Here is a 22,819-nt window from a genome sequence, read left to right as displayed (position 1 = left end):
CTAATTCGGGTGCTCACAAAGTGGGGCTAAAAAATCGAATAACAAACGTGAAGACAACATCGTGTCGCCACAGGTACGCACGGGAATAACCGGCATTAATGCGTTACAGACGACGATTTCATCGGCTTGCATAATCTCCTCCAACCCGGCATACACTTCGACAAGACTGAACGGTGATTGTGCCAGCATACGGATACAGAATTGTCGCATAATGCCGTTCACTCCGGCCTGATCCAACCGGGGAGTGTAAACCACATTACCTTTACGCCAGAACAAATTAGCCGCACAGCATTCCGTAACCCATCCCTCGCTGTCAAGAACCAGCGCTTCATCGGCATCCGTCTGCTCAAGATGAGAGCGAATCAATACCTGCTCCAGGCGATTCAGATGCTTAAGTCCGGCAAGCATAGGGTTACGCCCCAGACGCACTGGGCTTAACGCCAGCGTAATCCCTTCATGGCGCCAACGATCGTAATGTTCGGGCCAGGCTGAAACAGAGAGAATACGGGTGGCGTTGTGACAATTTGCGCCGCTGTATCCCCGACCGCCGCTACCGCGGCTAATAATGACTTTCAATACGCCACGCGCGTGTCCTTGAGCCAGCATTTTCATTTCATCTTGCAGTTCTGACCACTGTTCAAAAGCGATCAGCAACTTTTGGCAAGCGTCTTGTAAACGCGCAAGATGCGCTGCAAAGAGGCAAATTTCGCCGTCGATAATTCGCGCGGTAGTAAAACAACCATCGCCAAATTGGGTCGCTCGATCGCTTACGGCCAGCAGATTTTGCTCGCAGCCATTAATTAAGAACATGGAGGCTCCTTATATCTGGTCCGCTAGTTTGGCAGGATGAGTAACACAGGACAAGGGTGAAAAACCGAATAAAAAAAGGCCCGACAAGCGGACCTTTTCAGTTTTATTTCGATGCTAACGCATCACCTGACGAGACTTAAATCTTTTTAAAGATCAAAGAACCGTTGGTACCACCGAAGCCGAAGGAGTTACACAGAGTATATTCCAAACCACTCACCTGACGCGCTTCGTGAGGAACGAAGTCCAGGTCACAACCTTCATCCGGGTTATCCAGGTTGATGGTTGGCGGAATAGCCTGGTCGCGCAGCGCCAGGATAGAGAAAATAGACTCTACCGCGCCCGCAGCGCCTAACAGGTGACCGGTCATGGATTTGGTTGAGCTAACCATCACGCGGCTCGCTGCATCGCCAAAGACAGATTTCACTGCCTGGGTTTCAGCTTTATCGCCTGCAGGCGTAGACGTACCATGCGCGTTGACATAGCCGATCTGACCCGCTTCGATAGCCGCATCGCGTAGCGCGTTGACCATTGCCAGCGCAGCGCCTGCACCGTTTTCCGGTGGTGACGTCATGTGGTAAGCATCGCTGCTCATGCCAAAACCAACGACTTCAGCATAGATTTTCGCGCCGCGCGCTTTCGCATGCTCGTACTCTTCCAGTACCACCATGCCTGCGCCGTCGCCCAACACAAAGCCATCACGCTCTTTATCCCACGGGCGGCTTGCCGCTTGCGGGTTATCATTACGCGTAGACAGCGCGCGTGCCGCGCCAAAACCACCCACGCCAAGCGGTGTACTGGCTTTTTCAGCACCACCCGCAACCATCGCGTCTGCATCACCGTATGCAATGATACGTGCGGCATGACCGATGTTATGTACGCCTGAAGTACAGGCGGTCGCGATGGAGATGCTTGGCCCTTGCAGGCCGTACATGATGGTCAGGTGACCTGCCACCATGTTAACAATCGTCGACGGAACGAAGAACGGGCTGATCTTACGCGGTCCACCGTTTACCAAAGAGGTATGGTTTTCTTCGATCAGACCGAGACCGCCAATACCGGAGCCAATAGCGGCGCCAATACGGTGAGCGTTCTCTTCCGTAATTTCGAGGCCAGAATCCTGCATGGCCTGAACGCCAGCGACAATTCCATATTGAATGAAGGCATCCATCTTGCGCTGTTCTTTGCGCGAGATAATGTCTTCACAGTTAAAATCCTTTACTAAGCCAGCAAATTTCGTTGCATAGGCGCTAGTATCGAAATGGTCGATCAGGCTGATGCCACTCTGACCGGCAAGGAGAGCTTTCCAGGTAGACTCTACGGTATTGCCGACAGGAGACAACATGCCCAGTCCGGTCACAACTACACGACGCTTAGACACGGTTGTCCTCCAGGGAGGGAAAATAATTCAAGTGGGATAAAAAGATAAAACTCAGGCGGTCGAATGACCGCCTGGAGATGTTCACTTACGCCTGGTGGCCGTTGATGTAATCAATGGCAGCCTGAACGGTAGTGATTTTCTCAGCTTCTTCGTCCGGAATCTCAGTATCAAACTCTTCTTCCAGAGCCATTACCAGCTCAACGGTGTCAAGAGAATCTGCGCCCAGGTCTTCAACGAAGGAAGCATTGTTGGTAACTTCTTCCTGCTTAACGCCCAGCTGTTCGCCGATAATTTTCTTAACGCGTTCTTCGATAGTGCTCATACTCTTAAATTTCCTATCAAAACTCGCTTTCGCGATGGTTTTCGTAGTGTATAAAATGTTGAAAAATTTGCAACTAAATCCCGGCAGGTCTTACCACGATTTTACGTTATTTTGAGGCCATTCCCCCTAATAACGCAAATATTTTTCAATCGTGGTTAAACCATGTACATCCCGCCGTTGACGTGCAAAGTCTCACCTGTGATGTAACTTGCTTCGTCAGAAGCTAAAAATGCAACCGCACTGGCGATTTCCTGAGCGCCACCAAGGCGACCCGCAGGAACCTGCGCCAGTATACCCGCACGCTGATCATCAGACAGCGCACGCGTCATGTCCGTTTCAATAAAGCCCGGAGCAACAACGTTTACAGTAATACCACGGGACGCAACTTCGCGCGCCAGTGATTTACTGAAGCCGATCAGACCTGCTTTCGCCGCAGCGTAGTTAGCCTGACCCGCATTTCCCATGGTACCAACCACAGAACCGATAGTGATAATACGCCCATGACGCTTTTTCATCATAGCTCGCATTACCGCTTTTGACAGACGGAAAACAGATGACAGGTTGGTTTCGATGATATCGTTCCACTCGTCATCTTTCATGCGCATTAACAGGTTATCACGAGTAATCCCGGCATTATTGACCAGAATATCGACTTCACCAAATTCTGCGCGAATATTTTCCAGAACAGATTCGATAGATGCCGGATCGGTCACATTCAACATCAGACCTTTACCATTTGCACCTAAGTAATCGCTAATGGCCTGCGCACCACTTTCACTGGTTGCAGTACCGATAACTTTCGCGCCACGGGCAACGAGTGTTTCAGCAATTGCGCGGCCAATTCCACGGCTTGCACCGGTTACCAGCGCGATTTTTCCTTCAAAATTCATGGGCTTCCTCTTTTATTGCTCTAGCGCCGCAGACAGCGCCGCCGGCTCATTCAGTGCCGAAGCGGTCAGGGTGTCAACAATACGTTTCGTCAAACCGGTGAGAACTTTACCTGGCCCCACTTCATACAGGTGCTCTACGCCCTGAGATGCCATAAACTCAACGGTTTTGGTCCACTGAACCGGGCTGTACAGTTGACGAACCAGCGCATCGCGAATCGCGTCTGCGGTAGTTTCACACTTCACGTCGACGTTGTTCACAACTGGAACAGTCGGCGCGTTGAAAGTGATTTTTTGCAATTCAACGGCCAGTTTCTCAGCGGCAGGCTTCATCAGCGCGCAGTGAGAAGGCACGCTGACCGGCAACGGCAGCGCACGCTTGGCGCCAGCGGCTTTACAAGCAGCACCTGCACGTTCTACGGCTTCTTTATGCCCGGCGATAACCACCTGACCCGGCGAGTTGAAGTTAACCGGAGAAACGACCTGCCCTTCAGCAGACTCTTCACACGCTTTAGCGATAGAGGCATCGTCCAGACCAATAATCGCAGACATGCCGCCAGTACCTTCCGGTACGGCTTCCTGCATGAATTTGCCGCGCAGTTCAACCAGACGGACGGCATCGGCAAAATCAATTACACCCGCACATACCAGCGCAGAATATTCGCCCAGGCTATGACCTGCCATCAGCGCAGGTGTTTTACCCCCCTGCTGCTGCCATACGCGATACAGCGCGACAGATGCAGCCAATAGCGCTGGCTGCGTCTGCCAGGTTTTATTCAGTTCTTCTGCCGGACCTTGCTGAGTCAGCGCCCACAGATCATAGCCCAGCGCAGCTGATGCTTCAGCAAAAGTTTCTTCAACAATTGGGTAGCTTGCTGCCATTTCAGACAACATCCCAACGGTCTGGGAACCCTGCCCCGGAAACACAAATGCAAATTGCGTCATGTTAAAATCCTTATACTAGAAACGAACCAGCGCGGAGCCCCAGGTGAATCCACCCCCGAAGGCTTCAAGCAATATCAACTGCCCGGCTTTGATACGCCCGTCGCGGACGGCTTCGTCCAGTGCGCACGGTACGGAAGCCGCGGACGTATTGCCATGTCTGTCCAGTGTAACGACGACATTATCCATCGACATGCCCAGCTTTTTCGCTGTCGCGCTGATAATGCGCAGGTTTGCCTGGTGCGGCACCAGCCAGTCCAGCGCAGAACGGTCGAGATTATTGGCTTCCAGCGTTTCATCAACGATGTGGGCAAGCTCGGTCACCGCGACTTTAAATACTTCGTTACCCGCCATCGTCAGGTGGATCGGGTTATCCGGATTTACGCGATCGGCGTTAGGCAGCGTCAACAACTCACCATAACGACCATCAGCATGCAGATGCGTGGAGAGAATACCCGGCTCTTCGGATGCGCTCAGTACCACCGCGCCCGCGCCGTCACCAAAGATAATGATCGTCCCACGATCGGTTGGATCACAAGTACGAGCAAGAACATCAGATCCAACGACCAGCGCATGCTTCACTGCGCCAGACTTAACGTACTGATCGGCAACGCTCAGGGCATAGGTAAAACCGGCACAAGCGGCCGCAACGTCAAACGCCGGACAGCCTTTGATCCCCAGCATACTTTGGATCTGGCATGCCGCGCTTGGAAATGCGTGTGTGGATGATGTGGTGGCAACCACAATCAGACCAATTTCGTCTTTGTCGATGCCCGCCATTTCCAGCGCACGGTTTGCGGCGGCAAAGCCCATCGTCGCAACTGTTTCATTTGGCGCTGCAATGTGGCGTTCACGGATACCTGTACGAGTGACGATCCACTCATCAGATGTCTCGACCATTTTTTCCAAATCGGCGTTAGTACGCACTTGTTCAGGCAGATAGCTGCCGGTACCAATAATCTTCGTATACATGTACGCTCAGTCACTTTTTGGTTATATACCACCACGAGCAAAACGCTGGTACGCTGACAGCTTTCACAAACGCGCTATTATCTGTGCGGTCGTGAGTTTGCGCTTTCGCCACCGTCCAGCAGTTCGAATCCAGCTGGGTATACAGATTCCAGGCGAGCGGCAATTCGCTGAGGAACTTGTCGCTGCACCGCCTGCACTGCCTGTTCAATCGCGACCTCAAATGCTCGCTGATTAGCCGCACCATGACTCTTAATCACCGTGCCGCGCAATCCTAACAGACAGGCGCCATTATACTGGTCGGGGTTGAGGTGACTAAATCGCCTTGTCAGGCTTTTTTGTAACCAACGTTTTAATAAAAGCAGCCACCACGACCGTTTTTTGCCCTCACCCTGAGATTTCAGCAGTGAAAGGAACATTCTGACAACACCTTCCATCGTCTTTAATGTGACATTACCTGTAAAGCCGTCACAGACCAGTACATCAGTTTTGCCAGTCAGTAACTCATTGGCTTCAAGATAGCCTATATAGTTAATGGAAGGGATTGTTTTTAGCACCGCAGAAGCATCCCGAATACTGTCGAGACCTTTAGTTTCTTCTTCGCCGATGTTGAGCAACGCAACGCGAGGATTAGCAATCCCAACGACTTCTTCTGCAAGCACGGAACCCATAACGGCAAATTGCACCAACATCGTGCTATCACAATCCACGTTGGCGCCTAAATCCAGCACCACCGTTTTGCCCTTTTGCTGATGCGGTAAAACCGTCACCAACGCAGGACGCTCAATACCCTCAAGGGGTTTGAGCAATAACTTCGCAAGTCCCATTAGCGCGCCGGTATTACCAGCACTCACACAGGCTTGCGCTCGACCTTCTTTCACGAGCTCCAGGGCAACACGCATTGAGCTTCCACGACTGGCGCGAATAGCCTGCGAGGGCCGGGCATCACTGGCAATAACTGACTGAGCAGGGACAATCTGCAGACGTGAACGTTGTTCGAAGTCAGCTTTGGCAAGTAATGGCGTGATTGTATCGGGATCCCCGACTAAAAGAAGTGTGAGTTGCGAATTAGAATTCAGTGCCTGCAATGCTGCAGGCACTGTCACGGTAGGGCCAAAATCTCCCCCCATGACATCTAACGCCAGGGTTAGATGTGTCAAGGTATCGTCGCTGCCCGGTTAGGTGTTTCCCCAGTTACCCGGGGAAAGCCTCACTAAGCTTCATCACGCGTGCGCTCTCTGTCTTTCTCACCGAAGCGGGAAATCCATTGAGTCATGCGTGATTACTTAGCGATTACCTTACGGCCACGGTAGAAACCGTCGGCAGTGATGTGGTGACGCAGGTGTTGTTCACCAGAAGTTTTGTCTACAGACAGGCTGGTGACTGCGGTCAGAGCGTCATGAGAACGACGCATGCCACGTTTGGAACGGGTTGGTTTATTCTGTTGTACGGCCATGGACCTTACTCCTCAATTACTTACGCTTTAAGCTGGCTAATACGGCAAATGGGTTTGGTTTTTGCGCTTCATCAGGCAATTCGCCAAAGACCATGTCCGCCTCGGACACTTCACAGTGTTCAGAATCATGCACCGGAACTACCGGCAAGGAGAGGATAATCTCATCTTCAACCATTGCAAGCAGATCGATTTCACCGAATTCGTTAACCTCAATCGGCTCATACGCTTCCGGGAGTGCTTCAGCCTGTTCGTCAGAACGGACAGGACTAAAACAATATGTTGTGTGAACATGAAGTGGGAACGGTTTCCCGCAACGCTGACATTCGAGCGTAACCGACACTTTCGCATCACCGGTTATCACGGCAAGGCGCTGGTTATCGATAGCGAACGACATGGAGCATTCCACATCACTGTCCACACTGACCACAGAATCGGCGACGCGCTCAACCAGATCAGAAGTATAGATACCTTCATAATCGAGGCGTTTTTGAGCCGTACGAACCGGATCAAGAGTCAGGGGTAATTTTACCTTTTGCATAGGGCGCGCATATTAACTTTGTAACGTCATATAGTCAAAGAAAAAGGCAGCCTGAGGTTGCCTTTTGCCAATAATTCGCACACATTGCGGGTCATCGACTTAAAATCGCTCAAGACAAGCCAATACAGCCAGCTTGTAGGACGAAGTCCATAGTTTAAAATGGCTCTCATCAATACGCTATATGCGAGGGGAAAAATATGCCTCAACTTATACTTGCCTCGACCTCTCCCTGGCGTCGCGCTTTACTTGAAAAACTGGCAATTCCGTTTGAATGCGCGGCTCCTGAGGTGGATGAAACGCCGTTACCCGGCGAAGCGCCACGCCATTTAGTCTCGCGACTGGCGCAACAAAAAGCGCAATCTCTCGCCCAACGTTATCCAGCGCATCTGATTATTGGCTCCGATCAAATTTGTGTTCTTGATGGTGAAATAACCGGCAAACCATTAACAGAAGAAAATGCGCGCCAACAATTACTCAAAGCCCGTGGCAATATTGTGACGTTTTACACCGGACTGGCGCTTTATAATTCAGCTACCGGACATTTACAAACTGAGGTCGAGCCGTTCGACGTTCATTTTCGGCATTTAAGCGAAACGGAAATTGATGATTACCTGCGCAAAGAACGCCCGCTACATTGTGCCGGCAGTTTTAAAAGTGAGGGGTTAGGTATTGCTCTCTTTGAGCGTCTCGAGGGTCGCGACCCCAATACGCTGATCGGCCTGCCGCTGATCGCATTGTGTCAAATGCTGCGCCGGGAAGAGATGAACCCGCTTAACGCCTAGTTAATCTACCTGATGGCGACGCGATGCGTCTTATCAGGCCTACGGCGCATAACGCGATTGCAGGCCTGATAAGCAACGCGCATCAGGCTTTGCTACGTAACACCTCAAGGCAGCGCTTCAACTGTTTATCCATTGGCGCTTCAACACGCATCACTTCGCCCGTCCCCGGATGGGTGAATTTCAACGCCGCGGCATGAAGGAACAGCCTGTTCAGTCCGGTATCCGCGAGTTGTTTATCGAACTCACGGTCGCCATAGCGATCGTCAAAGGCTATCGGATGCCCGGCATATTGGGTATGCACACGGATCTGGTGCGTGCGCCCTGTGACCGGGCTACAGCGCACAAGCGTGGCAAACGCATAGCGCTCTTCCACCTTAAAGCGTGTTTCCGACGGTTTGCCTTCCTGATTCACCCGCACGATACGCTCGCCGCTTTGCAAAATGTTCTTCAACAGCGGCGCCTGCACGGTTTTGACATGCGACTGCCACTGGCCTCTCACCAGCGCCAGGTAGTCTTTTTGCATCCCTTTTTCACGCAGTTGTTCATGCAACGAACGTAAGGCTGAGCGTTTTTTAGCAACCAGCAGCACACCGGAGGTATCGCGGTCCAGGCGATGCACCAGTTCGAGGAAACGCGCTTCCGGACGTAATGCGCGTAAACCTTCAATAACACCGAAGCTTAATCCGCTTCCGCCATGTACGGCCGTTCCTGAAGGTTTGTTAAGCACCAGAATATGATCATCTTCATATAAAATGACATCAGTCAGCGCCGCAACCTTCTGCAGATTTGGGGAAATAGTCTCTTCTTCACGTTCGGCGACACGCACAGGTGGAATACGCACGATGTCCCCATCTTCGAGTTTGTACTCGGGTTTAATGCGCTTTTTATTCACCCGCACTTCGCCTTTACGCAAAATGCGATAAATCATACTTTTCGGCACACCCTTAAGTTGAGTGCGTAAAAAGTTGTCGATGCGTTGCCCTGCTTCGTCGGCAGTGATAGCAACTGTTTTTACGGCTGGAGTCTCTGTTTTCATGGGGGCCGATTTTAAATAGCCATCAAGATTCGCGCCACACATTTTTCTATGCTTATATTAACTGCTATACCCTATTACTTAAGTTTGACATAACCGATTTGGTGGTTATTAAACCAATCACTACGCGGAAGTGAAAAAACTGTGAGTAACCGGGAGATAAATGGCAAAAGTCATCTTGCTATAACAAGGTTAGCAGTGGAATAATGAGGTTGTCTCCGTGTTGAATCTTGTTAAAACAAGACCTTTTCCGGAATGACCCAATTTTGCCCGACCGATCATCAACGCAGCAATGGCGTAAGACGTATTGATCTTTCAGGCAGTTAGCGGGCTGCGGGTTGCAGTCCTTACCGGTAATAAGGAAGCTTTTCTGGAGAGTAACACCCAGACTGTTCCCCTGATAATTGCGCTGTGTTTCCGTATGAAATACAGGCAACCGACACTCTGCGCCTCTTTGAGCTGACGATAACCGTGAGGTTGGCGACGCGAATAGACACGAGGCCATCGGTTCACACCCGGAAAGGCATTACTCTGCCCGCAGCTTAGTCGTCAATGTAAGAATAATGAGTAAGTTACGATGAAAAGAATGTTAATTAACGCGACTCAGCAGGAAGAGTTGCGTGTCGCCCTTGTAGATGGGCAACGTCTGTACGATCTGGATATCGAAAGTCCTGGACACGAACAGAAAAAAGCCAACATCTATAAAGGGAAAATTACCCGTATTGAACCGAGTCTGGAAGCTGCTTTTGTTGATTACGGCGCTGAACGTCACGGTTTCCTTCCGTTAAAAGAAATTGCCCGCGAATACTTCCCCGCTAACTACAACTCCCATGGTCGTCCCAACATTAAAGATGTGTTGCGTGAAGGTCAGGAAGTCATTGTTCAGATCGATAAAGAAGAACGCGGCAATAAAGGCGCTGCGCTGACCACCTTTATCAGCCTGGCGGGTAGTTATCTGGTTCTGATGCCGAACAACCCGCGCGCGGGCGGCATCTCCCGTCGTATTGAAGGCGACGACCGCACCGAATTAAAAGAAGCGCTGGCAAGCCTGGAACTGCCTGATGGTATGGGGCTTATTGTGCGTACCGCAGGTGTCGGCAAATCCGCCGAAGCGCTGCAATGGGACCTGAGCTTCCGCCTGAAACACTGGGAAGCCATTCAAAAAGCCGCCGACAGCCGCCCTGCTCCGTTCCTGATTCACCAGGAAAGCAACGTCATCGTCCGCGCATTCCGTGACTATTTACGTCAGGATATTGGCGAAATCCTCATTGATAACCCGAAAGTCATGGAGATGGCGCGTCAGCACATCGCCGCGCTGGGTCGTCCGGATTTCAGCAGCAAAATCAAACTGTACACCGGTGAAATTCCGCTGTTCAGCCACTATCAAATTGAATCTCAGATTGAGTCTGCATTCCAGCGCGAAGTGCGTCTGCCGTCCGGCGGCTCCATCGTCATCGACAGCACTGAAGCCCTTACCGCTATCGATATCAACTCCGCACGCGCGACCCGCGGCGGCGACATCGAAGAAACCGCATTCAACACCAACCTGGAAGCAGCCGATGAAATTGCGCGTCAGCTGCGTCTGCGCGACCTCGGCGGCCTGATTGTCATCGACTTTATCGATATGACGCCGGTTCGCCACCAGCGTGCGGTTGAAAACCGCCTGCGTGAAGCCGTGCGTCAGGACCGAGCGCGTATTCAGATCAGCCATATTTCTCGCTTCGGCCTGCTGGAGATGTCCCGCCAGCGTCTGAGCCCGTCGCTGGGTGAGTCCAGCCATCACGTCTGCCCGCGCTGCTCCGGCACCGGTACCGTACGTGATAATGAATCTCTGTCGCTGTCTATTCTGCGTCTGATTGAAGAAGAAGCGCTGAAAGAGAATACCCAGGAAGTTCACGCTATCGTTCCTGTGCCGATTGCCTCTTATCTGCTCAACGAAAAGCGTACTGCGGTCAACGCCATCGAGACGCGTCAGAATGGCGTGCGCTGTGTAATCGTGCCAAACGATCAGATGGAAACCCCGCACTATTCCGTGCTGCGCGTCCGCAAAGGCGAAGAAACGCCAACCCTGAGCTACTTGCTGCCGAAGCTGCACGAAGAAGCAATGGAACTGCCGTCAGAACAAGAGTATGTCGAGCGTAAACAGCCAGAGCAACCGGCGCTCGCGACCTTTGCTATGCCAGACGTGCCGCCAGCACCAACCGTGCAAGAACCCGCTGTTAAAGCCGCTGCGCCTAAAGCTGCTGCCGCCACCGCAGCAACAGCCTCTCAGCCTGGTTTGATTAGCCGTTTCTTCAGCGCACTGAAGTCTATCTTCGGCGGTAACGAAGAAGCGAAGCCGGTTGAACAACCTGCACCGAAAGCTGAAGAGAAGACGGAACGTCAGCAGGACCGCCGTAAACCACGTCAAAATAATCGTCGCGATCGTAACGATCGTCGTGATAACCGCGATAACCGTGGCGATCGTGACAACCGTAACGAACGTGCGGAAAACGGCGAAAACCGCGATGACAATCGTCGTAACCGTCGTCAGGCCCAGCAGCAAAATGCGGAAGCGCGCGATAATCGCCAGCAATCCAGTGATGTCGCTGACAAAGCGAAATCAGGTGATGAGCAGCAGACCCCGCGTCGTGAGCGCAACCGCCGCCGCAACGATGACAAGCGTCAGGCGCAGCAGGAAGTTAAAGAGCTGAACCTGGCTGAACAACAAGCGCAGGATACCGAGCAGGAAGAGCGCGTACGTCAGCCTCAGACCCGTCGTAAACAGCGTCAGTTGAACCAGAAAGTGCGTTATACAGACAGCACGGCGGTTGAAGCCGAAGTGGCAACTACCGCTGCGGCAGCTGAGGTCGTTGTCGCTCAACCCGTTGAGCAGTCCGTACCGACTCCGCGTACCGAACTGGCGAAAGTTGATCTACCAGCCGTTGTCGCACCTGAGCAGGAAGACAACAGCGAAGCGCGTGACTCCAACGGTATGCCACGTCGTTCCCGCCGTTCCCCTCGCCATCTGCGCGTAAGTGGACAGCGTCGTCGTCGTTATCGTGACGAGCGTTATCCGGCTCAGTCGCCAATGCCGCTGACCGTCGCCTGTGCTTCTCCTGAATTGGCGTCCGGTAAAGTATGGATCAGCTACCCTGTCGTTCGTCCGCAGGATCAGCAGGTTGAAGAACAACGCGAGCAGGAAATTCACCAGGAGCAAACTGCCTCTGTCGCAGTAGAGCCTCAGGTTGCTGCGGCTGCCGTTGAGCACATTGCGGACACTCCTGCGCCGGTTGAAGCCGTGCAGCCAGAGGAAGTTGTAGCGGAACCTCAGATTGCCGTTGTTGAAACCACGCATCCGGAAGTCATTGCGACCCCGGTTGAAGAACAACCGCAAATTATCGCTGAATCTGACGCACCTGTAGCTGAAGAGATCGCCGCTGAAGCTCAACCGGTCGCTGAAACCCCGGCTGAAGAGCCTGCGGAAATCGTTGTCTCCCGGCCGGAGGTGGTTGAAGAAGTTGCACAAGTCGCGCAAGCAGCACCTGTTGTGGAAGAAGTCGCTGCGCCGCAGGAAGTTGTTGCTGCGCCGGTTGTAGAAGCTGAAGTCGTTAAGTCTGACGTTGTCGCAACAAGCGTTGACGCCGAGCACCTTCACAGCCATGCGACTGCGCCGATGACCCGCGCTCCCGCGCCGGATTATGTGCCAGAAGCGCCGCGTCATAGCGACTGGCAGCGCCCGCCATTCGCTTTTGAAGGCAAAGGCGCCGCCGGTGGACACAGCGCCACGCATCAAGCCACTGCGCCAGCAACACGCCCGCAGCCGGTTGAATAAGCCATAATCAACCTCAAAGCCGACCTTAGGGTCGGCTTTTTTATATCGGCTCTACGCGTTTCATCCCGGTTAATTGTGGCATCACATCCTTCATTAACGCTAAAAATTTGCGCAACCGTGTCGGATAGTAACGCGCCCATGGATAAACCAGATGCACCGGCAACGAGGCTGCCCGCCACTCGGGTAGCAGCATAACTAAACGTCCGTTGGCGATATCTTCTTCAACCATCCAGCTTGAAACAATCGTCACCCCCAGCCCCGCCAGCGCGGCATTTCTTGCCACATAAATACTGTCAGTACTTAATCTGGGTGAAATAGTCAGCGTGACAGGTTCATTGCGCGCCTGGTGTAGCAACGAAACGCTATGCTGAAAAAACGTGTTCACTGCAATCCACGGCAGCACGGATAACTGCTCAGGGTGCGAAATTTCGCCATATTGCTCCAGCAATACAGGACTCGCCACCATGCTACGGGGAACTTCAGCCAGTAAAACGGAAACCGTGGCCGGATCGACTTCCGCGCCAACCCGAATCGCGCAATCAATATTATCGCTCAGGAAATCAACGGTTTTGTCGTTAAGCATCCACTCCACCGATAACTGTGGATAGCGCGAAAGAAACTGCAACAGCGGCTCAAGGAGCTGTTGCTGTCCAAACGCATGCGGCGCCCGTACGCGCAACGTCCCCACCGGTTCATCTTCCGTGACATTAAGTCCATCTTCCAGCGCCAGCCAGGCATCGATGATATTTTTGGCGTGCTGGTAACCGCGCTCTCCATCGTCGGTTAATTTCATCGCATGCGTGGTACGCATGATCAGTTTCACACCCAGCAGAGTTTCCAGGGATTGCAACCGTCGGCTTACGGTCGCTTGCGTTGTTCCCATCTGTTTTGCCGCTGCCGAAAGCGATCCTGCTTCAACGATGCGCACAAACGTGCGCATTAGCTCCACCCTATCTATACGTTCAGTTTTTATCATTATCGGTTTCTTCATACGCCCGGCGTATAACTGTTTTACCACTGCGCTCGCTACCGCACCACCCGCAGAAGGATAAAAATAGCCGCACATCCTGTGATTGAGGAATCATTTGTGAACACACACACCGCACTTTCCCGTTGGGTCATTTTCGTTCTGGCATCAGGTGCCGGATTCAGTGTCGCTGCTATCTACTATGCCCAGCCCCTTCTGCCTTTAATGGGTCAGGATCTGAACTTAAGTATCACCGGCATGGGACTGGTTCCAACGCTGACCCAGGCGGGATACGCGCTGGGTATTTTGTTTTTATTGCCATTGGGCGATCGTTATGACCGCCGGACATTAATCCTGCTGAAAAGTATCTCTCTTGCCGTACTGCTTCTGGCATGCAGCTTTACCGGGCAGTTACATTCACTGCTAATAGTGAGCCTGTTGATGGGCATGGCGGCAACAATGGCGCAGGATATCGTTCCCGCGGCGGCTATTCTGGCGCCGGAAGGCAAACAGGGAAAAACGGTGGGCACGGTGATGACAGGCCTGCTGTTGGGGATTTTACTCTCGCGTACCGTTAGCGGACTGGTGGGTGAAGCGTTTGGCTGGCGTGAGATGTACCAACTTGCCGCCGCCAGTATTGCCATGATTACCGTAATTATGTGGAAGGTACTGCCTCGTTTTACGGCCCATTCTACGCTGAGCTACCCGTCATTGATGCTCTCTATGGCGCAGCTCTGGCAACGGTATCCCGCATTGCGCCGCGCGGCGCTGGCACAGGGCTTTCTGTCCATAGCCTTCAGCGCTTTCTGGTCCACGCTGGCGGTGATGTTATCTGAACATTATCACATGGGTAGCGCTATGGCGGGCGCGTTTGGTATCGCGGGAGCCGCCGGTGCGCTTGCCGCGCCGTTGGCGGGTCATCTGGCCGATAAAGTGGGCGCAGCAAAAGTGACACAGTTAGGTGCTTTGCTGGTAACCGTCTCTTTCGCACTGATGTTCTTGTTACCCGCCCTGCCAGTACAGGGGCAGTGGCTGCTGATTGCTGTTTCGGCGGTCGGTTTTGATCTCGGATTGCAATCCAGCCTGGTTGCCCACCAGAACCTGGTTTATGGCCTGGAGCCTCAGGCCCGGGGCCGTCTGAATGCGCTGCTGTTTACTATGGTGTTCATTGGTATGGCGCTGGGTTCCGTTCTCGGGAGTCAGGTCTATGCGCGGGTAAACTGGGAAGGTGTGGTGACGCTGGCAACCATCAGCGGTGCGCTTGCGCTGGTAATAAGGCTGACGGGAAATCTGTCGCTTAGCAAAACAACGGTAGCCTAAAAAAATGCCCGCTCCTGGGTGTTAAGGGAGCGGGCAGACAAACATACCCAGTTTCAAGATATGTTCAAAAAGAGATATTACCGATTAAGCTGGAACAACGACATTCCCTGCATATCGGTAAATGCTTTATAAGAAGCCTGAAGTGCGGCCTGCTGCATGACGTAGGACGAAATCGCCGCATTCCAGTCGACATCCACCAGGTTGCTCATCTGTTGGGTTTGGCCTAACGCACGATCGGCTCCCAGTGAATCCAGTGAGCTCAGTTCACTCAGCTGGGTACCCAATTCTGCGCGAACGGAAAGCACGTTATTCAGTGAGTTTTTCAAGCCACGATTGGTTTTATCGATAGCGGCTGCGGCCTTATCCTTTGCCACATCATCACCCGCAATAGGAATTTTTAGCTCTTCAATCGCGCTGTCCAGCATTTTGAACAGGTTCTTTTCCTGGGTGCTACCCGGTGGTTCCGGTACGGCGTTGCTGGTCAGGCTGGCGAAGATTTTGTCGCCCGTGTGACCAATGACCATGGTACGGGAAGCATCAACCTGCTGGGTCACATTTGTTGTTCCACCGCTATAGGAACCATCAGCCTGGGCAAACGGGGCCGATTCGGTTTTATATCCGCCAAAAATGTAGCGCCCATTACCGTCGGTGCTGTTCGCCAGGTTCATCAGCTGATCGCGGATACCCTGCAAATCAGTGGCCAACGATGCACGGTCATCATCACTTAATGTACCGTTGCCGGCATAAACAATTTTCTCCTGCGCAGCCTGAATAGCCGTTGTTACCTGGCTCAGTACGTTCTCTTCCAGCGAGACTTTCTGCGTCGCGAAGGTGCGCGCCAGCGTGTACTGGCTGTTCTGCGCCTGAGCCTGAGAAAGCACTACGGCCTGCGACGCGGCAATCGGATCGTCAGACGGGCTGATCACGCGTTTGCCGGTCGACATCTGCTCGCCGAACTTCATCCATTCAGCCTGAGAGTTAGTGATGCCACGCATATTCTGCTGGTACATCATCTGGGTGCTGATACGCATTGTGTCCCTCTCCCTTAGCGAATATTAATCAATGCATCAAACAGCGCATTCGCAGTTTGCAATACCTGTGCGTTAGCCAGGTAATACTGCTGATAACGCTGCAAATTACCGTATTCTTCGTCGAGGTTTACCCCGGAAATCGACTGCTGCTGGTTATAAAGCTGCTTGACCACATTGTTTTGCGTGGTACTGCTGGTTTTCAGCGTCGCCGTTTTGTTGCCCACGTCGCTCACCAGGGTGGCGTAAGCGTCATTAAAGGTTTTATTACCAACAGTTGCCTTGGTTTGCAGATCCAGCAGTTTCTGACCGTTACGGTTATCGCTTGCACCTGTATCTGCAGCAGGATCAGTGCTTTTCTCTGACGCCATGGCGATTTTCGACTCGTCAGTCACCATGACTTTCATATCAACGATAGCGTTGCTCACGGGTTTCAGAATAAAGCTGTCGTTATCGTTAGCGCCGGTTGGATTAGCCTTAACCGTTACCTTCAGACCATCAATATCCAGTTTACCGTTCGCATCAGGTTTGGCTTCAAACGTGGTGTTATCGGCCAGACGCGTCACCTGCCATTTGCCGCCGCTAAACACAACTTTATAGTCGGTAGCCTGCACTTTCGAACTGTCATCAACCTCAGCACTTAATTCTGCTTTACCGGTATTTTTAGCGTTACTCAGTACGGACGGGCTGCCGATAGCAAAGAAATCTTTACCCGCATCGCCGTTAGCATCAAAACCTTCTTTATGCTGGGTGTTAAACGCATCGGCAAACGCCAGCGCCAGTTGGCCCAGCGTGTTACGCGTTTGATCCAGTTCCTGCGAACGGAAGGTGAGCAGTCCACCCAATGAACCGGTATTCAGCAGTTTCTCAGGGATCTCAACCGCTCCGGCAACGCCATCCACATACGCAACGGTTGTACGCGAAGGATCGTCACTGGAAGGCACTGCCGCCAGTTGGCGCGCATTGCTGCCCTGCACCAATGAATAACCGTTCGCCATGGTTACGTTGTAAGTGCCGCCGTCCTGAACGCTGACTTCCACGCCGACAAGCTGGTTCAGTTCACTGACCAGTTGGTCGCGCTGATCGAGCAGATCGTTAGGGGATGCCCCCGCCCCAACACCGGTCAGACGAGAAATCTGGTCGTTAAGGCTGGCGATTTGTTTCGAGTAGTTGTTGATCTGATCGACGCTGGCTTTGATAGCGGTATTAACCTGCTTATCCTGATCGCGCAGATACTGATCGGTCGTTTTAAACTGATTCACCAAACCGTCAGCTTTACCGATCAGCGCCTGGCGTGCCGCCGGATCTTCGGCGTTGCTGACCAGCGTTTGCAGACTGGTAAAAAAGTCCTGCATTGAGGTCGAAATCGAACTGGTTTTGCTGGACAGCAGGTTGTCGATTTTCGACATTTGCTCATAACGGGTCGTCAGACCGCTGCTCTGGTTTTGCGCTGCCCGCAGCTGATTGGTGATAAACGAGTCATACTCGCGCTGCACGCCAGAAACATAGACGCCATTGCCTACCCAGCCCCCCGCACCCAGCGTGCTGTTCGCTTGCGCCATAATTGTCGTTTGTCGGGTATATCCGGCGACGTTATAGCTGGAGATGTTATTACTGGCAGTGTTCAACGCGGCCTGCGCTGCGCTGAGTCCACTCATCGCGTTATTAATCAAGCTGGACATGGAGGTTCCTTGTAATCCTTCAATACTCGTTATTATCGGCAGCAGGTCGGTAGACTTGAGCTATTTAAAAGAGATTATCGATGTTCGTGCTGTAGGTTTTGCTCACCTTTTCACTCATCGATTTCAACTGCTGGATCATGCTGGTTAATTTCCGCGCATAGTTAGGGTCGGTAGCGTAACCGGCATTTTGCAGGGCCTGCGCGCCCTGCTCAGCGGTTGCAGCTGCGGTCACCGCCGCATAGCGCGGGTTACGGGAAATCAGCCCGACATAATCCGACAGCGCCTCAAGGTAAGAGCTATAGACGCGGAATCTGGCTTTCACCTTTTTCGCCTCGCCGTTTTCATATTCGGTGGTGGTGATTTCGGTCGTTGGTCCCTTCCAGCCTCCCGAAGCCTTCACGCCAAAAATGTTGAAGCTCGGTTCACCGTTTTCCCGGCGAATTTGCCGCTGACCCCATCCGGACTCCAGCGCCGCCTGCGCCAGAATGAGATGATGCGGAACGCCGCTTTGCTGACTCGCCAGTTTTGCCGGCAGCGACAGCTGGGCGAGGAAGTCTTTACTGTCGCCCGACAGCGGCTCATCATTACTTTCCGTCGTCCTCGGGATGGCTTTGCGCACCAGTTGCGTCAGCGCCTGGTTTTGATAGCTGGTCACCGTTTCCAGCGGAAACTTCATCGGTACCTGTGGCGCATCATCAGCAGGTTGCGCTTGTCCTTGCGTCATCTGCTTAACCATCATTTCAGCCAGTCCCAGACCTTTGCCTGCGGTCATCTGCTGCGCAATTTGTTGGTCATACATGCTGGTATACAAACGCGTTGAATCGCTGCTAAACACACCATCTTTCGGCAACGCTTCACGCATGCTTTTCAGCATCATCTGCACGAACATCCCTTCAACCTGACGGGCCACGGGGCGAATATTCGCCGCCGGATCCTGACCCGCTTTCGCTTTCAATTCGTTCAGTGCTTGCGCATCCCAGGCGGCGCTGGTCAGCAGTTTGCTGTCGCCAATCATCAGATGATTTCCAGTTTGGCGCGTAAGCAACCCGCGCTCTGCATCGATTGCAGAATGGACATCAGATCCATCGGCGTCGCCCCCAGCGCATTCAGCGCGCGCACGACGTTGTTCAGATTGGCGCTGGAACGTACGCTTTGCAGCGAGCCGCCGCTCTGGCGCAGATCGATCTGCGTTTGTGGCGTCACTACGGTCTGTCCGCCGCCAAACGGCGTATCCGGCTGGCTGACGTTTGCCTGGCGGTTTACCGTAATCGACAAGTTACCCTGCGCCACGGCACAGCTATCCAGCGTGACTTCACGGTTCATGACTACAGATCCCGTACGCGAGTTGATAATGACCTTCGCGTCCTGCGGCGTGACGTTCACCTCCATATTCTGGATGTCGGCAAGGAAGCGTACCTGCGAACTGTTGCCGCTTGGCACACGCACTTGTATGGTCCGGGCATCCAGCGCCGTCGCACTGCCAAAACCACGCGAGCGGTTAATGGTGTCGGTAATCTGCTGCGCCATAGTGAAATCTTCATTATTGAGCTGCAGATTAATAGTGTTGCCGCCGCCGAACTGGCTGGGCAACTCACGTTCGATGGTCGCGCCGTTGGTGATGCGTCCGCCATTGAGCTGGTTAACTTGCACGCTACTGCCACCCGCAGCCGCGCCCGCACCGCCAACCAGAATATTCCCCTGCGCCAAGGCATATACCTGGCTATCGACCCCTTTCAGCGGGGTCATCAGCAGCGTTCCGCCGCGCAGGCTTTTGGCGTTCCCCATGGAAGAGACCACCACGTCAATGGTTTGCCCCTGGCGACCAAAAGCTGGAAACTGCGCGGTAACCATCACCGCCGCCACGTTTTTCAGCTGCATATTGGTGCCTGTTGGTACGGTGATCCCCAACTGCGACAGCATGTTATTGAGCGTTTGCGTCGTAAACGGCGTCTGTGTGGTCTGGTCACCGGTACCATCCAGCCCGACCACCAGCCCGTAACCTATCAACGAGTTTTCCCGCACGCCCTGCACGCTGGTAAGGTCACGAATACGGTCGGCATGCGCAAAGGCGGTTGCCAGTACCAGTACCATTCCAACAAGAGATTTAAACACCGGGTACCTCGCTTACATCGGCGACAAGTTAAGGAAGAAACGCTGCAACCAGCCCATATTTTGCGCTTCATTGATGTAGCCGTTGCCGACGTACTCAATACGCGCATCCGCAACCTGAGTTGACGGTACGGAGTTGCTGCCACTGATGGTGCGCGGGTTAACGACCCCAGAGAAGCGAATGAACTCAGTGCCCTGATTAATGGCGATCTGTTTTTCACCCACGACATGTAAATTGCCATTCACCAGGACCTGATCGACCGTTACGGTCAACGTACCGCTGAAGGTATTGCTGGCGTTCGCGCCGCCTTTACCGTTAAAAGTGTTCCCACCGGAGGCTTCTACGTCGGCACGTTCGTTACCAAACAGCCCTTGCAGATAGCGCGGTACGGTATCAAAACCAAAGTTGGTCTTGCCGTCGCGACTGGCGTTTGCCGAGGAGCTTTTGCTCGCGCTGACGTTTTCCTGCAATACGATGGTCAGCGTATCGCCAATATTGCGCGGACGGCGGTCTTCGAAAAGCGGCTGATAACCGTAGTTAATCGGCTGTGCCGACTGGAAGATTGAGCCATTCGCCACCGGCGTCGGGCCTGGAACCGGTTGAGCAGATGTCGCGCCCTGCACGAGCGGCGTGGCTGGGATCCAGGCGCACCCTGTCAGTGAAACCACCAGCAGAGCTAAAATTGGGTATGGGTGAAGCGCGTATTTTCGCATTGCGGTCATCTTCAAAATCAGTGTGCCGGTGAGGTTCTCACCCCACCGGACTCCACTTTAGAGTTGCGTCAGTTTTTGCAGCATCTGATCGGTGGTCGATACCGCTTTACTGTTGATTTCGTAAGCGCGCTGAACCTGGATCATGTTTACCAGTTCTTCCGCCACATTGACGTTAGAGGTTTCAACATAACCCTGGTACAGCAGACCCGCGCCGTTCAGCCCCGGCGTGCTCTCATTCGGCGCGCCAGATGACTGCGTTTCGGTGTACAGATTCTCACCAATACTTTCCAGGCCGGTGTCGTTCATAAAGGTGGTCAGGTTAAGCTGCCCGACCTGAACAGGCGCAGCCTGACCCTGCTGGGTCACACTGACAATACCGTCACGTCCAATGGTGATGCTGAGCGCGTTAGCCGGGATGGTAATGGCAGGCTGAACCTGAAAACCACCCGCCGTCACTAACTGACCGTTCTGATCCACCTGGAAAGAACCGTCACGGGTATAAGCTGACGTACCATCAGGCAGCATGACCTGGAAAAAGCCCTGGCCTTTAATCGCTACATCTTTACTGTTATTGGTTTGCGACAGGTTCCCCTGGCTGTGTAAACGCTCGGTTGCCACCGGACGCACACCGGTACCAATCTGCAAACCGGACGGCAGTGTGGTTTGTTCAGAAGACTGGGCGCCAGGCTGGCGAATCGTCTGATACAACAGATCTTCAAACACCGCACGTTGGCGCTTAAATCCGTTGGTGCTGACGTTTGCCAGGTTGTTGGCAATCACATCCATGTTGGTTTGCTGCGCATCCAGGCCGGTTTTGGCGATCCATAATGAACTGATCATAAAATGTCCTGTGTTAACTCATCGACAGCAGTTGGTTAGCGCGGCCCGCGTTATCATCCACGCTACTGATAATCTTCATCTGCATTTCAAAACGGCGGGCGTTGGCAATCATGTCGCTCATCGCGGCAACCGGCTTGACGTTACTGCCTTCCAGCACGCCCGACATAACGCGGATGCTCGGATCGGCCTGTAACGTCGCGCCACGGGTAGCCTGCGCGGCCTGGGTCAGACGAAACATACCGTCGTCGCCACGTTGCACTTCATTCCCCGTCGCCTTCACCAGTTTCAGACGCCCAACGGGCGCAACCGTATTAGCCGGATCGCCTGGGTTAAGCGCCGAGATCGTCCCGTCAGCCGCAATGGTGACTTCGGAACCTTCTGGTACGGCTATCGGCCCGGCTTCACCGATTACCGGATGCCCCTGAATAGTGAGTTCACCCGTAGGGCTTACCTGAATGGCGCCATTACGGGTATACCCTTCACTACCGTCTGCGGTCTGGACAGCCAACCAGCCGTCCTGTTGCAACGCCACGTCCAGCGGGCGTGAGGTATAGTCCATCTGGCCCGGCGTCATGTCGGCCCCCGGCGTGGAGGCCACCACCAGCGTACGCGTCGGCACAGACAAACCTTCAACGGGAACCGCACGCAGCGCATTGAGCTGCGCACGAAAGCCCGGCGTGGAGGCGTTTGCCAGGTTGCTGGCCGTCACCGCCTGTTGATTCAGCGTCTGACTGGCCGCGCCCATAGCGGTATAAATTGCGTGATCCATTAAGCCATCCCGTCAGGCGCTTAGCGCAGGTTGACCAGCGTGTTGAGGATCTGATCCTGGGTTTTGATGGTCTGCGCGTTCGACTGATAGTTACGCTGAGCGACGATCATATTCACCAGTTCTTTACTCAAATCCACGTTTGAGGCCTCCAGCGCGCCGTTGGTCAGTTTGCCGAAGTTACCTTCGCCTGCGGTACCCAGCAGCGCCACGCCGGAAGCCTGTGTAGCCGCCCAGACGTTGTCGCCCTGAGACGCCAGACCTTCATTGTTGGCAAAGTTTGCCAGCACGATCTGGCCCAGTACCTGTTGCTGTTCGTTGGAGTAATTACCGACCACGGTACCGTCATTGTTAATCTGGTAGCTCACCAGATCGCCCGGCTTGTAGCCGTTCTGATTCGTGGCGACGATGTTGTTGGCACCGGTGTTCTGCTGCATGGAGTTCAGGAAGCTCAGGGAGAAG

22 protein-coding genes are annotated in these 22,819 nt (G+C 53.4%); 3 read left to right on the top strand and 19 right to left on the bottom strand.

Annotated features, from left to right (window positions below):
• The 9 genes from pabC to yceD form a co-directional block, all read right to left on the bottom strand.
• Positions 1 to 810: an aminodeoxychorismate lyase gene (gene pabC / locus JSN25_RS13895; RefSeq protein WP_069323326.1), complete on the bottom strand. Its 810-nt coding sequence runs from the start codon at positions 808 to 810 to the stop codon at positions 1 to 3.
• A 136-nt stretch (positions 811 to 946) separates the two neighbouring features.
• On the bottom strand, positions 947 to 2,188 hold the full coding sequence (fabF, locus tag JSN25_RS13890; RefSeq protein ID WP_038639753.1) for a beta-ketoacyl-ACP synthase II: 1,242 nt from the start codon (positions 2,186 to 2,188) through the stop codon (positions 947 to 949).
• An 85-nt stretch (positions 2,189 to 2,273) separates the two neighbouring features.
• A complete protein-coding gene (gene acpP, locus JSN25_RS13885) occupies positions 2,274 to 2,510 on the bottom strand; it encodes an acyl carrier protein (RefSeq protein ID WP_000103754.1) in 237 nt (78 codons plus the stop codon).
• A 155-nt stretch (positions 2,511 to 2,665) separates the two neighbouring features.
• Entirely contained in the window at positions 2,666 to 3,400 is a 735-nt protein-coding gene (gene fabG / locus JSN25_RS13880; protein ID WP_006685074.1) for a 3-oxoacyl-ACP reductase FabG, read from the bottom strand.
• A 12-nt stretch (positions 3,401 to 3,412) separates the two neighbouring features.
• Positions 3,413 to 4,342: an ACP S-malonyltransferase gene (gene fabD / locus JSN25_RS13875; protein ID WP_087857783.1), complete on the bottom strand. Its 930-nt coding sequence runs from the start codon at positions 4,340 to 4,342 to the stop codon at positions 3,413 to 3,415.
• Positions 4,343 to 4,357: 15 nt separating this feature from the next.
• Positions 4,358 to 5,311 (bottom strand): beta-ketoacyl-ACP synthase III, encoded by a 954-nt coding sequence (gene fabH / locus JSN25_RS13870; RefSeq protein ID WP_085048525.1) that lies wholly within the window; start codon positions 5,309 to 5,311, stop codon positions 4,358 to 4,360.
• Positions 5,312 to 5,388: 77 nt separating this feature from the next.
• Positions 5,389 to 6,468, bottom strand: a complete 1,080-nt coding sequence (gene plsX, locus JSN25_RS13865; protein WP_074458481.1) for a phosphate acyltransferase PlsX — start codon at positions 6,466 to 6,468, stop codon at positions 5,389 to 5,391.
• A 122-nt stretch (positions 6,469 to 6,590) separates the two neighbouring features.
• Positions 6,591 to 6,764, bottom strand: coding sequence for a 50S ribosomal protein L32 (rpmF, locus tag JSN25_RS13860; protein ID WP_003036242.1), 174 nt, complete (start codon positions 6,762 to 6,764; stop codon positions 6,591 to 6,593).
• 16 nt (positions 6,765 to 6,780) lie between these two features.
• Positions 6,781 to 7,302 (bottom strand): 23S rRNA accumulation protein YceD, encoded by a 522-nt coding sequence (gene yceD, locus JSN25_RS13855; RefSeq protein WP_003036239.1) that lies wholly within the window; start codon positions 7,300 to 7,302, stop codon positions 6,781 to 6,783.
• Between the two features lie 197 nt (positions 7,303 to 7,499).
• On the opposite strand from yceD, the gene JSN25_RS13850 reads away from it, so the two are divergent.
• Positions 7,500 to 8,084 (top strand): Maf family protein, encoded by a 585-nt coding sequence (locus JSN25_RS13850; protein WP_038639734.1) that lies wholly within the window; start codon positions 7,500 to 7,502, stop codon positions 8,082 to 8,084.
• 82 nt (positions 8,085 to 8,166) lie between these two features.
• Here JSN25_RS13850 and rluC read toward each other — a convergent pair whose 3' ends face one another.
• A complete protein-coding gene (gene rluC, locus JSN25_RS13845) occupies positions 8,167 to 9,120 on the bottom strand; it encodes a 23S rRNA pseudouridine(955/2504/2580) synthase RluC (protein ID WP_167371252.1) in 954 nt (317 codons plus the stop codon).
• Positions 9,121 to 9,694: 574 nt separating this feature from the next.
• On the opposite strand from rluC, the gene rne reads away from it, so the two are divergent.
• The gene (gene rne, locus JSN25_RS13840; protein ID WP_204525034.1) at positions 9,695 to 12,931 is read left to right on the top strand and encodes a ribonuclease E; all 3,237 of its coding nucleotides are present in this window, start codon (positions 9,695 to 9,697) and stop codon (positions 12,929 to 12,931) included.
• 40 nt (positions 12,932 to 12,971) lie between these two features.
• Here the strand turns inward: rne and JSN25_RS13835 are convergent, their stop codons facing one another.
• Positions 12,972 to 13,997, bottom strand: a complete 1,026-nt coding sequence (locus tag JSN25_RS13835) for a LysR family transcriptional regulator (RefSeq protein WP_233638415.1) — start codon at positions 13,995 to 13,997, stop codon at positions 12,972 to 12,974.
• A gap of 21 nt (positions 13,998 to 14,018) precedes the next feature.
• Between JSN25_RS13835 and JSN25_RS13830 the strand changes: the two genes are divergently transcribed.
• On the top strand, positions 14,019 to 15,218 hold the full coding sequence (locus tag JSN25_RS13830) for an MFS transporter (protein ID WP_204525033.1): 1,200 nt from the start codon (positions 14,019 to 14,021) through the stop codon (positions 15,216 to 15,218).
• A 77-nt stretch (positions 15,219 to 15,295) separates the two neighbouring features.
• Here the strand turns inward: JSN25_RS13830 and flgL are convergent, their stop codons facing one another.
• From flgL to JSN25_RS22105, 8 genes are all read right to left on the bottom strand, one after another.
• Positions 15,296 to 16,249 carry a flagellar hook-associated protein FlgL gene (flgL, locus tag JSN25_RS13825; protein WP_110498365.1) on the bottom strand — a complete coding sequence of 318 codons (954 nt, stop codon included), beginning with the start codon at positions 16,247 to 16,249 and terminating at the stop codon, positions 15,296 to 15,298.
• A 14-nt stretch (positions 16,250 to 16,263) separates the two neighbouring features.
• The gene (flgK, locus tag JSN25_RS13820) at positions 16,264 to 17,928 is read right to left on the bottom strand and encodes a flagellar hook-associated protein FlgK (RefSeq protein ID WP_069323316.1); all 1,665 of its coding nucleotides are present in this window, start codon (positions 17,926 to 17,928) and stop codon (positions 16,264 to 16,266) included.
• A gap of 64 nt (positions 17,929 to 17,992) precedes the next feature.
• Complete coding sequence (flgJ, locus tag JSN25_RS13815; protein ID WP_085048529.1) at positions 17,993 to 18,943, bottom strand: flagellar assembly peptidoglycan hydrolase FlgJ; 951 nt, start codon at positions 18,941 to 18,943, stop codon at positions 17,993 to 17,995.
• Positions 18,943 to 20,019: a flagellar basal body P-ring protein FlgI gene (locus JSN25_RS13810; RefSeq protein WP_087857787.1), complete on the bottom strand. Its 1,077-nt coding sequence runs from the start codon at positions 20,017 to 20,019 to the stop codon at positions 18,943 to 18,945. The genes flgJ and JSN25_RS13810 overlap by 1 nt, the downstream gene beginning before the upstream one ends.
• A gap of 33 nt (positions 20,020 to 20,052) precedes the next feature.
• The gene (gene flgH / locus JSN25_RS13805) at positions 20,053 to 20,751 is read right to left on the bottom strand and encodes a flagellar basal body L-ring protein FlgH (protein ID WP_016152630.1); all 699 of its coding nucleotides are present in this window, start codon (positions 20,749 to 20,751) and stop codon (positions 20,053 to 20,055) included.
• Positions 20,752 to 20,808: 57 nt separating this feature from the next.
• Positions 20,809 to 21,591 carry a flagellar basal-body rod protein FlgG gene (flgG, locus tag JSN25_RS13800; protein WP_006685087.1) on the bottom strand — a complete coding sequence of 261 codons (783 nt, stop codon included), beginning with the start codon at positions 21,589 to 21,591 and terminating at the stop codon, positions 20,809 to 20,811.
• A gap of 13 nt (positions 21,592 to 21,604) precedes the next feature.
• Entirely contained in the window at positions 21,605 to 22,360 is a 756-nt protein-coding gene (locus tag JSN25_RS13795; protein ID WP_204525032.1) for a flagellar basal body rod protein FlgF, read from the bottom strand.
• Between the two features lie 20 nt (positions 22,361 to 22,380).
• On the bottom strand, positions 22,381 to 22,819 hold a 439-nt coding region (locus JSN25_RS22105; protein ID WP_233638085.1), incomplete at its 5' end, for a flagellar hook-basal body complex protein.

This window comes from Citrobacter cronae (assembly GCF_016893685.1).
Taxonomy (GTDB): domain Bacteria; phylum Pseudomonadota; class Gammaproteobacteria; order Enterobacterales; family Enterobacteriaceae; genus Citrobacter; species Citrobacter werkmanii.
This window is presented reverse-complemented; position numbering and strand designations above follow the sequence as displayed.

What these genes read in the sequence shown, in the direction of transcription:
- pabC (WP_069323326.1), bottom strand. Translation starts at nt 810, where the DNA reads ATGTTCTTAATTAATGGCTGCGAGCAAAATCTGCTGGCCGTAAGCGAT.
- acpP (WP_000103754.1), bottom strand. Translation starts at nt 2,510, where the DNA reads ATGAGCACTATCGAAGAACGCGTTAAGAAAATTATCGGCGAACAGCTG.
- fabG (WP_006685074.1), bottom strand. Translation starts at nt 3,400, where the DNA reads ATGAATTTTGAAGGAAAAATCGCGCTGGTAACCGGTGCAAGCCGTGGA.
- fabD (WP_087857783.1), bottom strand. Translation starts at nt 4,342, where the DNA reads ATGACGCAATTTGCATTTGTGTTTCCGGGGCAGGGTTCCCAGACCGTT.
- fabH (WP_085048525.1), bottom strand. Translation starts at nt 5,311, where the DNA reads ATGTATACGAAGATTATTGGTACCGGCAGCTATCTGCCTGAACAAGTG.
- rpmF (WP_003036242.1), bottom strand. Translation starts at nt 6,764, where the DNA reads ATGGCCGTACAACAGAATAAACCAACCCGTTCCAAACGTGGCATGCGT.
- yceD (WP_003036239.1), bottom strand. Translation starts at nt 7,302, where the DNA reads ATGCAAAAGGTAAAATTACCCCTGACTCTTGATCCGGTTCGTACGGCT.
- JSN25_RS13850 (WP_038639734.1), top strand. Translation starts at nt 7,500, where the DNA reads ATGCCTCAACTTATACTTGCCTCGACCTCTCCCTGGCGTCGCGCTTTA.
- rluC (WP_167371252.1), bottom strand. Translation starts at nt 9,120, where the DNA reads ATGAAAACAGAGACTCCAGCCGTAAAAACAGTTGCTATCACTGCCGAC.
- rne (WP_204525034.1), top strand. Translation starts at nt 9,695, where the DNA reads ATGAAAAGAATGTTAATTAACGCGACTCAGCAGGAAGAGTTGCGTGTC.
- JSN25_RS13835 (WP_233638415.1), bottom strand. Translation starts at nt 13,997, where the DNA reads ATGTGCGGCTATTTTTATCCTTCTGCGGGTGGTGCGGTAGCGAGCGCA.
- flgL (WP_110498365.1), bottom strand. Translation starts at nt 16,249, where the DNA reads ATGCGTATCAGCACCCAGATGATGTACCAGCAGAATATGCGTGGCATC.
- flgK (WP_069323316.1), bottom strand. Translation starts at nt 17,928, where the DNA reads ATGTCCAGCTTGATTAATAACGCGATGAGTGGACTCAGCGCAGCGCAG.
- flgJ (WP_085048529.1), bottom strand. Translation starts at nt 18,943, where the DNA reads ATGATTGGCGACAGCAAACTGCTGACCAGCGCCGCCTGGGATGCGCAA.
- JSN25_RS13810 (WP_087857787.1), bottom strand. Translation starts at nt 20,019, where the DNA reads ATGGTACTGGTACTGGCAACCGCCTTTGCGCATGCCGACCGTATTCGT.
- flgH (WP_016152630.1), bottom strand. Translation starts at nt 20,751, where the DNA reads ATGCGAAAATACGCGCTTCACCCATACCCAATTTTAGCTCTGCTGGTG.
- flgG (WP_006685087.1), bottom strand. Translation starts at nt 21,591, where the DNA reads ATGATCAGTTCATTATGGATCGCCAAAACCGGCCTGGATGCGCAGCAA.
- JSN25_RS13795 (WP_204525032.1), bottom strand. Translation starts at nt 22,360, where the DNA reads ATGGATCACGCAATTTATACCGCTATGGGCGCGGCCAGTCAGACGCTG.